Annotated in this window: 12 protein-coding genes; 6 read left to right on the forward strand and 6 right to left on the reverse strand. The window is 67.5% G+C overall.

The window, feature by feature from the left end:
- Window positions 1–55: 55 nt before the first annotated feature.
- From gpmI to AC1PQG_RS18990, 6 genes are all read right to left on the reverse strand, one after another.
- Complete coding sequence (gene gpmI / locus AC1PQG_RS18965; protein WP_481119352.1) at window positions 56–1708, reverse strand: 2,3-bisphosphoglycerate-independent phosphoglycerate mutase; 1653 nt, start codon at window positions 1706–1708, stop codon at window positions 56–58.
- A gap of 2 nt (window positions 1709–1710) precedes the next feature.
- Window positions 1711–2598: a DUF3025 domain-containing protein gene (locus AC1PQG_RS18970; RefSeq protein WP_481119353.1), complete on the reverse strand. Its 888-nt coding sequence runs from the start codon at window positions 2596–2598 to the stop codon at window positions 1711–1713.
- A complete protein-coding gene (locus AC1PQG_RS18975; protein WP_481119354.1) occupies window positions 2595–3053 on the reverse strand; it encodes a hypothetical protein in 459 nt (152 codons plus the stop codon). Before AC1PQG_RS18975 ends, AC1PQG_RS18970 begins: the two co-directional genes overlap by 4 nt.
- 16 nt (window positions 3054–3069) lie before the next feature.
- Window positions 3070–4104 carry a dihydroorotase gene (gene pyrC / locus AC1PQG_RS18980; protein ID WP_481119355.1) on the reverse strand — a complete coding sequence of 345 codons (1035 nt, stop codon included), beginning with the start codon at window positions 4102–4104 and terminating at the stop codon, window positions 3070–3072.
- Between the two features lie 65 nt (window positions 4105–4169).
- Window positions 4170–4691, reverse strand: coding sequence for a cytochrome b/b6 domain-containing protein (locus AC1PQG_RS18985; RefSeq protein ID WP_481119356.1), 522 nt, complete (start codon window positions 4689–4691; stop codon window positions 4170–4172).
- Window positions 4692–4955 (reverse strand): PepSY domain-containing protein, encoded by a 264-nt coding sequence (locus tag AC1PQG_RS18990; RefSeq protein ID WP_481119357.1) that lies wholly within the window; start codon window positions 4953–4955, stop codon window positions 4692–4694.
- 324 nt (window positions 4956–5279) lie between these two features.
- Between AC1PQG_RS18990 and AC1PQG_RS18995 the strand changes: the two genes are divergently transcribed.
- From AC1PQG_RS18995 to AC1PQG_RS19020, 6 genes are all read left to right on the forward strand, one after another.
- The gene (locus AC1PQG_RS18995) at window positions 5280–6176 is read left to right on the forward strand and encodes a glutamate/aspartate ABC transporter substrate-binding protein (protein WP_481119358.1); all 897 of its coding nucleotides are present in this window, start codon (window positions 5280–5282) and stop codon (window positions 6174–6176) included.
- A 35-nt stretch (window positions 6177–6211) separates the two neighbouring features.
- A complete protein-coding gene (locus AC1PQG_RS19000; protein ID WP_481119359.1) occupies window positions 6212–7282 on the forward strand; it encodes a porin in 1071 nt (356 codons plus the stop codon).
- Window positions 7283–7314: 32 nt separating this feature from the next.
- Window positions 7315–8394 (forward strand): asparaginase, encoded by a 1080-nt coding sequence (locus AC1PQG_RS19005; protein ID WP_481119360.1) that lies wholly within the window; start codon window positions 7315–7317, stop codon window positions 8392–8394.
- A 173-nt stretch (window positions 8395–8567) separates the two neighbouring features.
- Window positions 8568–10481: a sensor histidine kinase gene (locus AC1PQG_RS19010; RefSeq protein ID WP_481119361.1), complete on the forward strand. Its 1914-nt coding sequence runs from the start codon at window positions 8568–8570 to the stop codon at window positions 10479–10481.
- Entirely contained in the window at window positions 10478–11815 is a 1338-nt protein-coding gene (locus AC1PQG_RS19015) for a sigma-54-dependent transcriptional regulator (protein WP_481119362.1), read from the forward strand. Before AC1PQG_RS19010 ends, AC1PQG_RS19015 begins: the two co-directional genes overlap by 4 nt.
- A gap of 195 nt (window positions 11816–12010) precedes the next feature.
- Entirely contained in the window at window positions 12011–13006 is a 996-nt protein-coding gene (locus tag AC1PQG_RS19020) for a transporter (RefSeq protein ID WP_481119363.1), read from the forward strand.
- Window positions 13007–13024 lie beyond the last annotated feature (18 nt).

Genomic DNA, 13024 nt, shown 5'->3' on the forward strand with positions numbered 1-13024 from the left:
CGTCGGGACAAAGCGCCCGTGGGGGCAAATGCACCGCCCCCACGGGATGAAACCTTTACTTCACCTCCAGCACGCCCTCGTCCCACTTGGCGTGCTTTTCCAGCCCGAGCAGGTTGGCGACGGTGGCGGCGATGCTCGACAGGCCGGCGGTCGGGGTCTGCTTGAGGCCCAGCTTGCCGCCGCTGACGTTGTCGTAGAGGATCAGCGGCACCGGGTTGAGGGTGTGCGCGGTCTTGGCCTTGAAGGAGCCGTCCGCGTTCTGGGCCGGCAGCTTGGTCTTCTTGTCCAGCTCGAACATCTCGTCGGCGTTGCCGTGGTCGGCGGTGATCAACGCAACGCCACCGGCGGCGTCGATGGCCGGCAGCAGGCGCGACAGGGCCAGGTTGACGGCCTCGATGGCAATCGCCGCAGCCTGGAAATTGCCGGTGTGGCCGACCATGTCGCCGTTGGCGTAGTTGCAGCGCAGGATCTTGTACTGGCCGGACTGCAGCGCGGCGATCAGCGCGTCGGTGATCTCCGCGGCCTTCATCCACGGACGCTGCTCGAAGGGCACCACGTCGCTGGGGACTTCCTGCCAGGTTTCGCCTTCGAACTTGCCGGAGCGGTTGCCGTTCCAGAAGTAGGTCACGTGGCCGAACTTCTGCGTCTCGGAGCACGCGAACTGGGCCAGGCCGGCCTTGCTGAACCATTCGCCGGAGGTGTCCTTGATGGCCGGCGGGGCCACCAGGAAGCGCTTCGGCAGCTGCAGGTCGCCGTCGTACTGGAGCATGCCGGCGTAGGTGACCTTGGGGTGGCGCACGCGGTCGAACTTGTCGAAGTCGTCCTCGACGAAGGCGCGGGTGATCTCGATGGCCCGGTCGCCGCGGAAGTTGTAGAAGACGACCGAATCGCCATCCTCGATGGTGCCGATGGGCTTGCCGCCGTCGGCGATGACGAACTCCGGCAGATCCTGGTCGATGGTGCCCGGGTGGCGCTCGCGCAGGCCGTTGATGGCTGCGGTGGCGTTGGCGAACTGGGTGCCTTCGCCAAGCACGTGGGTCTTCCAGCCCTTGTCCACCATCGGCCAGTTGGCGTCGTAGCGGTCCATGGTGATGTACTGGCGGCCGCCGCCGGAGGCGATGCGGGCGTCGAAGCCGTCGGCGCTGATCTCGGCCAGGAAGGCCTCAAAGGGCACCACGTATTCCAGCGCGCTGGTCTCGGGCACGTCGCGGCCATCGATGAGGGCGTGGATGCGCACGGTCTTCACGCCTTCGGCCTTGGCCTGCACGACCATCGCCTTCAGGTGGTCGATGTGGCTGTGCACGTTGCCGTCGGAGAACAGGCCGATGAAGTGGATCGTGCCCTCCTTCCCGTTCGCGCCGGCCTTGGCGCCCGCGACGATCTCCTTCCACGCGTCACCGGCCCAGATCGCACCGTCGGCGATCGCGTTGGCCACCAGCGCCGCGCCCTGCGCATACACCTGGCCGGCGCCGATGGCGTTGTGGCCGACTTCCGAGTTGCCCATGTCGTCGTCCGACGGCATGCCGACGGCGGTACCGTGGGCGCGCAGGGAGATGTTCGGATACTCGGCGAACAGGCGGTCGAGGGTCGGCTTGCGGGCAGCGGCAATAGCACTGCCGGCGTCATTCTTGGGCAGGCCGTAACCGTCCATGACGATCACGACGACCGGCCCGGCCACACCGGGGAAGGCGGGGTTCTTCTGGAGCATGTTCACTTCCTTGATGAAAATTCTGAATCCAGCCTCATCCTTCGCGCCAGCGGAGGCAAGGCATCAGCATGTCGATCACGGCCTCGCTCTTCCTGGGCGAGAGGACGGAACTGCCGTCGATCGCGATAATAATCCGCGCTTTCGCTGGCCGGCGTCACGCCTGGGATACCCAGCAAGGGTAAGGGCCTCAGCGTGCGCGGCGCCAATTCGGCGGCACTGCCGGCGAGATGGTCGGCCAGCCAGGCGTCGGCTTCGGCCTGACGCTGCGCAGCCGGCAGCGCAAACCAGACTTCATCCACCTGGCGGTAGATGGCCTTGGCGCACAACCCACTGAAAGGCGCGCGGAGCTGATCCCAGCTGGCGTGGCCGAAGACGAGGAAGCGGGTGCTCTCCACGAGGCGCGAGCGGCGCGTCCACAACGCCTCCTCCCATTCATGGGCTGCCAGCAGGTGCAGGATTTCCGCATCACAGCCGACCACCAGCACGCCGCATTCGTCGAACTGGGTCAGCGCGTCGCGCAGCGGGCCACGGCCGCTGAGGCCCGCCGCAGCATTCGCCTCGATAGCCTGCAGATGCAGCCGGTTGCAGATGGACTTGGTTCGCGGCCACACGCACCAGGCCAGCGCATTGAAGAAGTCGTGCCAGTCGGCGGGCCGCGTCGGCACGGCGTCGTGGCGGGCGATGTGAGCTTCGTAAGCGGCGCCCGCCACTGGTGGCACGAAGCGCAGGCGGCGGACGTCCGCGCCGGCGGTGGTCTCGGCATACAAGACGTCGAGTTCGGCCAGGCCGGGCAGTTCCGGCGCCGGGAAACGCATCAGCAGCGGGGAGATGCCATCGAAAAGCGGACGGTGAGCCAGCGCCGCCGGTGCGTGGTCGGCACCGGCGCTCATTCGGCAGACGGCTTGATCGGCTTGGACGCGGCCTCCGCCTCGGCCTCGATGAACTCCAGCGTGTCGTTCTTGCGCGTGAAGGTGCCGACGAGCCGCCCTGGCGGCTCTTCCGGATGCTCGTCCCAGCGCTGGAACTGGCACTTCTCGGTGCCGGCCAGATACCAGTTTTTGCCCTGCTTGAGGGCCCACAGGTAGTCGCCGGCTTCGTAGACTTCCATCTTCACGGAGCCGGCGACGCCCGGCTTGATCTCGTAGCGGCGCATGCACTGCGGCATGCGCGACACGACGATGGACTGGGCCACCTCGTCGCTCCAAAACCAGCGCTGCTCACGCAGCAGGGAGATGGAGTGGTCCTTGCCATCGATGAGGAAGGCGATGCCGTCGTTCTCGCAGGCGGACAGCAGCGGAACGGCGGCGAGGATCAGCAGCGTCTTGAGGGCAGAGGTCGCGCGCATCGTCGTGTCGAGAAACTCAGAGAAGTTTCCAGTGGATCTGCTCGCCACCGCGCAGCGGCACCAGCGGGTCGCTCGGCAGATAGTCGAGGCCGGCCGGCACGTCCCAGCTTTCCTTGCTCAGCGTGATCGTGTCGGTGTTGCGCGGCAGGCGGTAGAAATCGGGGCCGTTGAAGCTGGCGAAGGCTTCCAGCTTGTCCAGCGCACCGGCCTGTTCGAAGGCTTCGGCATACAGCTCGATGCCGGCATGGGCGGTGTAGCAGCCCGCACACCCGCAAGCGGACTCCTTGGTGCTCTTGGCGTGCGGCGCCGAGTCGGTGCCGAGGAAGAACTTGTTGCTGCCCGACGTGGCGACCTTGACCAGCGCCTCCCGATGGGTCTCGCGCTTGAGAACCGGCAGGCAATAGTGATGCGGCCGGATGCCACCGGCAAAGATCGCGTTGCGGTTGAGCAGCAGGTGGTGGGCGGTGATGGTCGCCCCCACGTTGGGGCCCGCCTCGGTTACAAACTGCGCCGCGTCGGCCGTCGTGATGTGCTCGAAGACGATGCGCAGGGTCGGGTAGCGCGCTGCAAGCGGCGCCAGTACGCGATCGATAAAGACGCGCTCGCGATCAAAGATATCAACGTCAGCATGGGTCACCTCGCCATGAACACAGAGAACAATGCCCGCCTCGGCCATCCGTTCGAGCACGGGGTAGACCTTGGCGATGTCGGTGACGCCCGCGTCCGAGTTGGTCGTCGCGCCGGCCGGATAGAGCTTGGCGGCCGGGATGAAGCCGCTGGCGGCGGCCCTGTCGATCTCTTCGGGTTTAAGGCTGTCAGTGAGGTACAACGTCATCAGCGGCGCAAACTTGAGGCCGGCCGGCACCGCGGCGAGGATGCGCTCCCGGTAGGCCGCGGCCTGCTCCACGCTGGTCACCGGCGGCTTCAGGTTGGGCATGATCAGCGCCCGGCCGAAGCGGCGGGCGGTGTCGGGCACCACCACGGCCAGAGCGGCGCCGTCGCGCACGTGCAGGTGCCAGTCGTCGGGGCGGGTGAGGGTCAGGTTCGGCATGGCGAATTTCCGTCGGCAGATGACTAATTCACCATTTTAGCAGCGCACCCCGGCCGCCTGCAGCTTCAGCCACCCTTGCGCCCGGTGACCATGACCCGGGCCAGGTTCTCCCGCTGCACGATGCTCATCACTACCACGCCGGCCAGATGCACCGCCACGCAGCCCAGCAGCCCGCCGGCCAGCCCCTCGTGGAGCTCGATCAGCCAGTCGTCGCCCCAGAAGGCGTCCAGACGGGCCATCCAGCCGGTCACGCCGAGGGCGATGATCAGCGCCCACAACAGGTAGGCCATCCACTGCCCGACCGGATTGTGGCCGATGCCGGCATGGCCTTTGCCGTGCAGCAGATCGGCCAGGTGCGTGCGGATCGCCCGCCAGCCGGGCAACGGCAGGGCTGCGGTCGAACCGCCTCCTGCCAGCAGCCCATGCACGAGACGCAGCAGCACCAGCGCCACCGCCACGTAGCCGGCAAGCCGGTGAACCTCTCCGCTCTCGTTGAAGGAGTTGAACAGCACCAGCCCCGCCACGCCCCAGTGGGTCAGGCGGACGAGGCGATCCCACACGGGGCGTGGGCGCGCTTCGCGATGCACTTACTGCTCGATCTCGGCCTTCACGATGGCCAGGGTCTTGGTGTCGAAGTAGATCTCGACCTTCTTGCCTTCCTTGTTCTTGCCATAGATCTCATAGCAGGAGCCGTCGATCTTGAACTTGCGGACCTCGTACTGGGCCTCCAGGCGTGCCTTCGCCTCTGCCTCGGGAATCCATTCGGACTTGGGATGCGGCTCGCACTTGGCACCGGCAAAGGCGGCAGCCGGCAACAGGGCGATGGTGAGGGCGAACAGGGTGGAACGCATGACGGATACCTTTCGTGAGCCGGCCCGGGCCGGGGTTGAGGGAAACAGTCCGGACATTAGCATTAACGCGAATGGTTCTCAATAGCAAAACTAATCTCCATCGCCGCCCTTCCTGTCTACCTCCGGCTCATCCGGATTTCCGACCTCCCATTCAGGCTTCATCCGGAAAACCGAACGCATCCACGCCGTTCGGTATCACCATGCCATTTCGAATCAATCACTTGCAACGCCTCCTGCATGGTCGGACGGCTGGCACAGCCCGTGCAAAGAGAGGTCAGCGCGGCGCTGCTGCGCCAATAAAACAGAACATTGGAGACACCGACCATGCACGCCCCACCGAAGTTAGTCCTGACCTGCCTGCTCGCCGGCGGACTCGCCCAGTCCGCCGTCGCCCAGGAATCGCCGACACTCAAGAAGATCAAGGACAGCGGAACGATCTCCCTGGGCCACCGGGAGTCGTCCATCCCCTTCTCCTACTACGACGACAAGCAGCAGGTCGTCGGCTACAGCCAGGAGCTGATGCTCAAGGTCGTCGACGCGGTCAAGGCCAACCTCAAGCTGCCCGCCCTGCAGGTCAAGCTCACCCCCGTCACCTCCCAGAACCGCATCCCCCTCATCCAGAACGGCACCATCGACATCGAGTGCGGCTCCACCACCCATAACGCCGAGCGCGCCCGCCAGGTCGCCTTCTCCGACACCATCTTCATCATCGGCACCCGCCTGCTCACCAAGAAGGAGTCCGGCATCAAGGACTTCCCCAATCTCGCAGGCAAGAACGTCGTCACCACCGCCGGCACCACCTCCGAGCGCCTCATCCGCAAGATGAACGAGGACAAGAAGCTCGGCATGAACATCATCTCCGCCAAGGACCACGGCGAGGCCTTCCTCACCCTCGAGACCGGCCGCGCCGTCGCCTTCATGATGGACGACGCCCTCCTCTACGGCGAAATGGCCAAGGCCAAGCACCCCGCCGACTGGGTCGTCACCGGCACGCCGCAGAGCTTCGAGGCCTACGGCTGCATGCTCAGGAAGGACGACCCCGGCTTCAAGAAGGTCGTCGACGCCGCCCTCGCCAAGGCCATGACTTCCGGCGAGGCCGAAGCCATCTACAAGAAGTGGTTCACCCAGCCCATCCCGCCCAAGGGCCTGAACCTCAACTTCCCGCTCTCCGACGCCATGCAGAAGCTTTACCAGGCCCCCAACGACAAGGCTTTTGAATGAGCCCCGCCGCCCACCCCGCACCTGAATCCAGAAAAATGAAGAAAACGACCCGCATCACCCTGGCCACGCTTGCAGGCCTCGCCGCGCTGAATGCCCACGCCGACTCCGGCGTGGTGTTCTATGGACGCATCAACGCCACCTTCGAAAACGTCAAGGCGGAACAGGGCCCGGCCCACAACGTCGTCAATGACAACGCCTCACGGATCGGCTTTCGCGGCACCGAAGAACTGGGCGGCGGCATGGCCGCGCTCTTCCAGGTCGAAAGCCGTATCCGCGTCGACGGCAGCGACTCCACGTCCCTGGCCAGCCGCGACAGCTTCGTCGGCCTGCGCACGCCCCAGGGCACGCTGCGCCTCGGGCGCACCCTCGGCCCGGCGTACTACGCGCTCTACGACTACATCAGCATGCACAACCACGACTCGGGCTATTCCGCCGATGCGCTGCTGTCGCCGGCCGTCAGCGGCAACTCCACCGCCGCGGGTGGGCGCATGAACAACACCGTGTGGTACACCAGCCCGACCATCGCCGGCTTCACCTTCGAGGCCGACTACGCGCTGCTGGACGAGGCCCCCGTAACCACCGGCACCAAGCGCACGCCCCACCACCTCGGCCTGGTCGGCAGCTACGACCAAGGTCCCCTGCACGCCGCCATCACCTACGTGTCCGCCCAGAACACCAAGGACCTGGATGGCAGCGACGCCGTCCGCCTCAACAACGACCGCGCGATCACTGCCGGCGGCAGCTACAACTTCGGCCCCCTCGTACTCGGCGCGCTGTTTGAACGCTCCCGGCGCGACACCCTCACCGACACGGTCAGCCGCAACTACTACCGGGTCGCCCTGATGGCCCCGGTGGGCGCCCACGAATTCCACCTCAACGTCGGCGTGGCCGGCGACTACAGCGGCACCCACGACACCGCCGGCAAGCAATACACCGTGGCCTACAACTACAACCTGTCCAAGCGCAGCAAGCTCTACGCTTATTACACCCGGATCGACAACGACCGCGCGCAAACCGTCGGTGGAGGCGGCGCGTACAGCTTCCTCGGCACCGCCGCCGGGCTGGACAACCGCTCGATCGCCGCCGGCATCCGCCACAACTTCTGATCGCCCAAACCCTCATCCCCAGGAGACCCACCATGACCCGTCTGCTCACCCGCTCGTTCGTCCTGTCGTCCGTCCTCGCCGCCAGCCTGGCCGGCGCCTTTCCCGCCGCCTACGCCGACGGCAAACCGCATGTGGTGATCCTCGCCACCGGCGGCACCATTGCCGGCGCCGGCGCCAGCGTCGCCAACAGCGCCACCTACCAGGCCGCCAAGGTCCCGGTGGACAAGCTCATCGCCGGCGTGCCTGAGCTCGCCAACGTCGCCGAGGTCCGCGGCGAGCAGGTCTTCCAGATCGCCTCCGAGAGCTTCACCAACGACAACCTGCTGACCCTCGGCAAGCGCGTCGCGGCCCTCGCCCGCCAGCCGGACGTGGACGGCATCGTGATCACCCACGGCACCGACACCCTGGAAGAAACCGCCTACTTCCTGAACTTGGTGCTGAAGACCGACAAGCCGGTGGTGGTGGTCGGCTCCATGCGGCCTGGCACCGCCATGTCCGCCGACGGCATGCTCAACCTCTACAACGCGGTCGCCGTCGCCGCGGCCAAGGACGCTGCCGGCAAGGGTGTGCTGGTCACCATGAACGACGAGATCCACACCGGCCGCGACGTGAGCAAGGCGGTCAACATCAAGACCGAAGCCTTCAAGAGCCCGTGGGGTCCGCTGGGCATGATCGTCGAGGGCAAGACCTACTGGTTCCGTGCCCCCGCCAAACGCCACACCACCGGCACCGAGTTCGACATCGACAAGCTCGACAAGCTGGCCCCGGTGGACATCGCCTACGGCTACGGCAACGCCACACCCACCGCCTACAGGGCCTTCGCCGAAGGCGGTGCCCGCGCCGTCATCCACGCCGGCACCGGCAACGGGTCGGTCAGCAGCGCCGTCGTGCCGGCCCTGCAGGAACTGCGCAGCAAAGGCGTGCAGATCATCCGCTCGTCCCGCGTCGTCGGCGGCGGCTTCGTGCTGCGCAATGCCGAGCAGCCCGACGACAAGTACGACTGGGTCGTCGCCCACGACCTCAACCCGCAGAAGGCGCGCATCCTCGCCTCCGTGGCTCTGACCAAGACCCAGGACAGCAAGGAGCTGCAGCGGATGTTCATGGAGTACTGAGCGAAGACGCCCGGGGGAGCAACGCCTCCCCCGCCATAGCGGCAAGGGCGCTGCGGGGGTTGTATCCTTGAGCAGGAACGCCTCCGTTCGTCCGCCGCCGCCCCCGGCAGACGGGCGCTGGCCCCAATCCAGCCCCCGTTCCGCCCCCACCCACGGAAGCACACCGACACGCGATGACCGACTCACCTCCGGCCCCGGCCCCGGCCCCTCAGCAGAAGCTGCCGCCTTCGCGCACCGTGTCGCCGAACCCGCTGATCGTCGCCGCCTTCCTGCTGGTCATCGGCCTGATCGGTATCGGTGGCTACCGGGCCAGCGAATACCAGGGCATGCAGACCCTGCGCACCGACGCTGGCCATCGGCTGGACCTGTTCGCCGCCGCCGTGGACGGCATCGTCAATCGCTACGCCCACATCCCGGCCACCATCCAGCTCAACGAGGAAGTCCTCAACGTAATGCGCAGCCCCCGCAGCCCGGCCAGCGTACACGCCGCCAACCGCTTCCTGCAGCAGCTCAACGAGCACATCGGCAGCATCGCAATCTTCGTGGTGGATCAGCGCGGCATCGTGCTCGCCTCCAGCAACTGGAACCACCCGAGCGAGAACTTCGTCGGCGAAGACCTGTCCTTCCGCAGCTATTTCGCCGAAGGCCTTGCCGGACGCGTCGGGCGCCACTTCGCCATCGGCACCACCCGCGGCGAACCGGGCTACTTCGTGTCCACGCCGATCCGCGACGGTGAGCGGGTGGTTGGTGTGGCCGTCATCAAGATCAGCCTCGGGCAGCTCGACCAGGCCTGGGAACTGCTGGGCGCGCCGGCCCTGATCGCCGACGGCAACGGCGTGGTGATCCTGTCTTCCGTACCCGAATGGCGCTACACCGCCCTCAAGCCACTCCCCCTCGACACCCGGGTGGACGTCAAGATGAGCCGCCTCTACAACGAAGGGCCGATCGGCGACTTCCCGGTACGCATCGAGGAGGACTCGAGCCCGGAAGGCCAGGTCGTGCATATGTCGATTCAAGGCGCCCGCTCCAAGCCGCACCCCGGCTTCGCCGGCAGCTACCTGGTGCATGGGCGCGGCCTGCAGGACGTAGGCTGGCGCCTGCTGATCTTCTCCGACCTGCGCCCGGTGCGCACCCAGGCCCTCGGCCACGGCGCGCTGGCCGCGGTGGCCACCGGCTTCGTGCTGTTGCTGCTCCTCGTGCTGGCCCAGCGTCGGCGCATCGTGCGCCAGAAGCTGGAGGCCAAGGAGCTGCTCGAACAGGCCAACGCCCAGCTCGAGAGCAAGGTGGCCCGCCGCACCCGCGCGCTGACCGACACCAACGCCCGTCTGCGCAAGGAAGTGGCCGAACGCCAGCAGGCCGAGCAGACCCTGCGCGCCGCCCAGGACGAGCTGGTGCAGGCCGCCAAGCTGGCGGTGCTCGGTCAGCTGGCTGCCGGCATCACCCACGAGCTGGCCCAGCCGCTGGGCGCCATGCGCACCCTGTCGGGCAACGCCGTCGAATTCATGAAGCGCGGCAACCTGCCGACCGTCGAGCAGAACCTGACCATCATCGCCCGCCTGGCCGACCAGATGGGGCGCATCATCACCCCGCTGAAGACCTTCGCCCGCAAGTCGCCAGCGGTGCCCGCCGCCACCGACCTGGCCCATGCGGTCAGCGCCGCGCTGTTCCTGCTCGATCAGCGCCTCACCAAGGCCGGCGTCACCGTCATCAACCATTGCGAACCCGGCCAGGCCATCGCCTGGTGCGACCAGAACCGCCTCGAACAGGTACTCATCAACCTGATCCGCAACGCCGGCGACGCAATGGCCGACAGCGAACGCAAGGAACTCATCATCGAGGCCCAGGCCCGCAACGACGGCGACCTGGAACTCGTCATCGCCGACAGCGGCTGTGGCCTGCCCGACGGCGCCGCGCTGTTCGAACCCTTCTTCACCACCAAGCCGGCCGGCGAGGGCCTGGGCCTCGGTCTGGCCATTTCCCGCGACATCGTCCGCGAGTTCGGCGGCGACCTGCGCGCCGAGAACCGCCCGGAAGGTGGCGCCCGCTTCATCCTGCAACTCCCCGCTGCTCCGAAAGAACCGTCATGACCCCCGAACTCCGCGTACTCATCATCGAAGACGACCCCGACGTACGCCTCGGCTGCGAGCAGGCCATGATGCTCGCCGACATCCCGGTGGAAGGCGTCGGCTCCGCCGAGGAAGGCCTGGCGCGCCTGTCCGCCGGCTTTCCCGGCATCGTCGTCACCGACATGCGCCTGCCCAAGGCCGACGGCATGGAAGTGCTGCGCCGCTGCCAGTCCATGGACGCCGACCTGCCGGTGATCATCATCACCGGCCACGGCGACGTGACCCTCGCCGTCGAGGCCATGCGCAACGGCGCCTACGACTTCATCCAGAAACCCTTCTCGCCGGAACTGCTGGTGGACGTGGTGCGCCGCGCCCTCGACAAGCGCGGGCTGACCCTCGAAGTGCTCGACCTGCGCCGCCGCCTGGCACAACGCGACGGCATCGAGACCAAGCTGATCGGCCGCTCGCCGCAGATGGCGCGGGTGCGCCAACTGATCAGCGACGTGGCCGGCACCAGCGTGGACGTACTGGTGCGCGGCGAGACCGGCACCGGCAAGGAGCTCATCGCCCAGTGCCTGCACGAACTCTCGCCGCGCAAGAGCGGCCCCTTCGTGGCCCTCAACTGCGGCGGCCTGCCCGACAACCTGCTCGACAGCGAACTCTTCGGCCACGAGGCCGGTGCCTTCACCGGCGCCCAGAAACGCCGCATCGGCAAGATCGAGTATGCCAACAAGGGCACCCTCTTCCTCGACGAACTGGAAAGCATGCCGCTGGGCGTGCAGATCAAGCTGCTGCGCGTGCTGCAGGAGCGCGTCGTGGAGCGCCTCGGCTCCAACCAGCTGCAGCCGGTGGACTGCCGGGTGGTCGCCGCCACCAAGGACGACCTCAAGGAACGCGCCGAACGCCAGACCTTCCGCGCCGACCTCTACTACCGCCTCAACGTGGTCACCATCGATCTGCCGCCGCTGCGCGAACGCCGCGAGGACATCCCGCTGCTGCTCGAACACTTCCTGCTGCAAGCCGCCCACCGCCATGAACGTCCGCTGCCCACCGTACCGCCCGAACAGATGCGCCGCCTGATGGCCCATACCTGGCCCGGCAACGTGCGCGAACTACGCAACGTGGCCGACTGCGTGGTCCTCGGCGTCGGCAAGGACGTCCTCGGCGGCGCCCCCGGCGACGCACCGCCGGCGTCGCTGGCCGAATCGGTGGAAAGCTTCGAGCGCAGCCTGATCGCCGCCGAGCTGCGCCGCCAGGGCGGCAGCCTGGCACGCAGCGCCGAGGCCCTGCGCGTCCCCAAGACCACGCTGCACGACAAGATCCGCAAGTACGGCCTGCAGGGCGGCGACAGCTGAGCCCCCTGGGCTGGGCGTAGCCCAGCCCTCCCCCCGCGGGGAACAAGAAAACCTGGGGCGGCCCGGCGTTTCCTTGAGAGGCACCACACCGGCCCGGTGCTGCGACATCGTGTCGCAGGGCCGGGCCGGCGCCCTCGGCTAAGCTCTGCCGCGTTCTGCTTGGCCAGCCGGCCGTGGCAACCGTGAGCGCGCCCCATGAAAAGATACCTCTGCACCCTGCTGGCCGCCGTGCTGGCCCCTGCCGCCCATGCCTCCTGCGGCTCGTCCTTCTGCACGGTGGACACCAACTGGGATACCCAGGGCCTCTCCAGCGCCGACGGCCTACGCCTCGACGCGCGCTACTCCTACGCCAAGGCCAACACCCTGCGCGCCGGCCATTCCCGCATCGCAGCGGCCACCCCCAGCGGCAGCGACGAGGAGATCGAGAACCAGCGCAGCCTCAACCGGCTCCTCAACCTCGACGCCGAATACACTTTCAATGCGCGCTGGAGCGCCACGCTCAGCCTGCCGGTGGTGATGCGCGACCACCGCCACACCTTCGACTCGTCGCTCGACGGCCCCTTCACCCAGTCGGCCAGCTTCCACGAGATCGGCGACATGCGGGTCGTCGGCCGCTATCGCCTCGATCCGGGCAACCCGTTCTCCGGCGTCGGCCTGCGCTTCGGCCTCAAGCTGCCGACCGGCTCCACCAACAAGATCATGAGCCCCCCCGACCCGGCCGATCCGGGCACGCCTTACGCACTGGAGCGTTCCGCCCAGCCGGGCAGCGGCAGCACCGACGCCATCCTCGGCGCCTACTACTTCCAGACCCTGCCGGGCACCGGCTGGGGCTGGTTCGCCAGCGCCCAGCTGCAGACCGCCCTGGCCACCCGCAGCGACTACCGCCCGGGCACCGAGGTCAAGCTCGACCTGGGTACCCACTACGAGCTGGCACCGAGGCTTACCGGCCTGCTGCAGCTCAATGCCCTGCACCGTCCGCGGGACGGCGGCGCCGCCGCCAACCCGGCGTCGGGCGGCCACGCCTTCTACCTCAGCCCCGGCCTCAGCTACGCCGTCGCGCCGCACACCCAGATCTATGGACTGCTGCAGCTGGCCGTCAGCCAGTACGCCAAGACCGACCCGCTGGATCCGCAGGCCGGCCAGCTGACCGCGCCGCGCAGCTTCACCGTCGGCTTCAGCCAGCGCTTCTGAGCCGGGCAGCCCCCGTCA

Source organism: Zoogloea sp. GDB6, assembly GCF_056724105.1.

What these genes read in the sequence shown, in the direction of transcription:
- gpmI (WP_481119352.1), bottom strand. Translation starts at nt 1,708, where the DNA reads ATGCTCCAGAAGAACCCCGCCTTCCCCGGTGTGGCCGGGCCGGTCGTC.
- AC1PQG_RS19000 (WP_481119359.1), top strand. Translation starts at nt 6,212, where the DNA reads ATGAAGAAAACGACCCGCATCACCCTGGCCACGCTTGCAGGCCTCGCC.
- AC1PQG_RS19005 (WP_481119360.1), top strand. Translation starts at nt 7,315, where the DNA reads ATGACCCGTCTGCTCACCCGCTCGTTCGTCCTGTCGTCCGTCCTCGCC.
- AC1PQG_RS18970 (WP_481119353.1), bottom strand. Translation starts at nt 2,598, where the DNA reads ATGAGCGCCGGTGCCGACCACGCACCGGCGGCGCTGGCTCACCGTCCG.
- AC1PQG_RS19015 (WP_481119362.1), top strand. Translation starts at nt 10,478, where the DNA reads ATGACCCCCGAACTCCGCGTACTCATCATCGAAGACGACCCCGACGTA.
- AC1PQG_RS19010 (WP_481119361.1), top strand. Translation starts at nt 8,568, where the DNA reads ATGACCGACTCACCTCCGGCCCCGGCCCCGGCCCCTCAGCAGAAGCTG.
- AC1PQG_RS18990 (WP_481119357.1), bottom strand. Translation starts at nt 4,955, where the DNA reads ATGCGTTCCACCCTGTTCGCCCTCACCATCGCCCTGTTGCCGGCTGCC.
- AC1PQG_RS18995 (WP_481119358.1), top strand. Translation starts at nt 5,280, where the DNA reads ATGCACGCCCCACCGAAGTTAGTCCTGACCTGCCTGCTCGCCGGCGGA.
- AC1PQG_RS19020 (WP_481119363.1), top strand. Translation starts at nt 12,011, where the DNA reads ATGAAAAGATACCTCTGCACCCTGCTGGCCGCCGTGCTGGCCCCTGCC.
- pyrC (WP_481119355.1), bottom strand. Translation starts at nt 4,104, where the DNA reads ATGCCGAACCTGACCCTCACCCGCCCCGACGACTGGCACCTGCACGTG.
- AC1PQG_RS18975 (WP_481119354.1), bottom strand. Translation starts at nt 3,053, where the DNA reads ATGCGCGCGACCTCTGCCCTCAAGACGCTGCTGATCCTCGCCGCCGTT.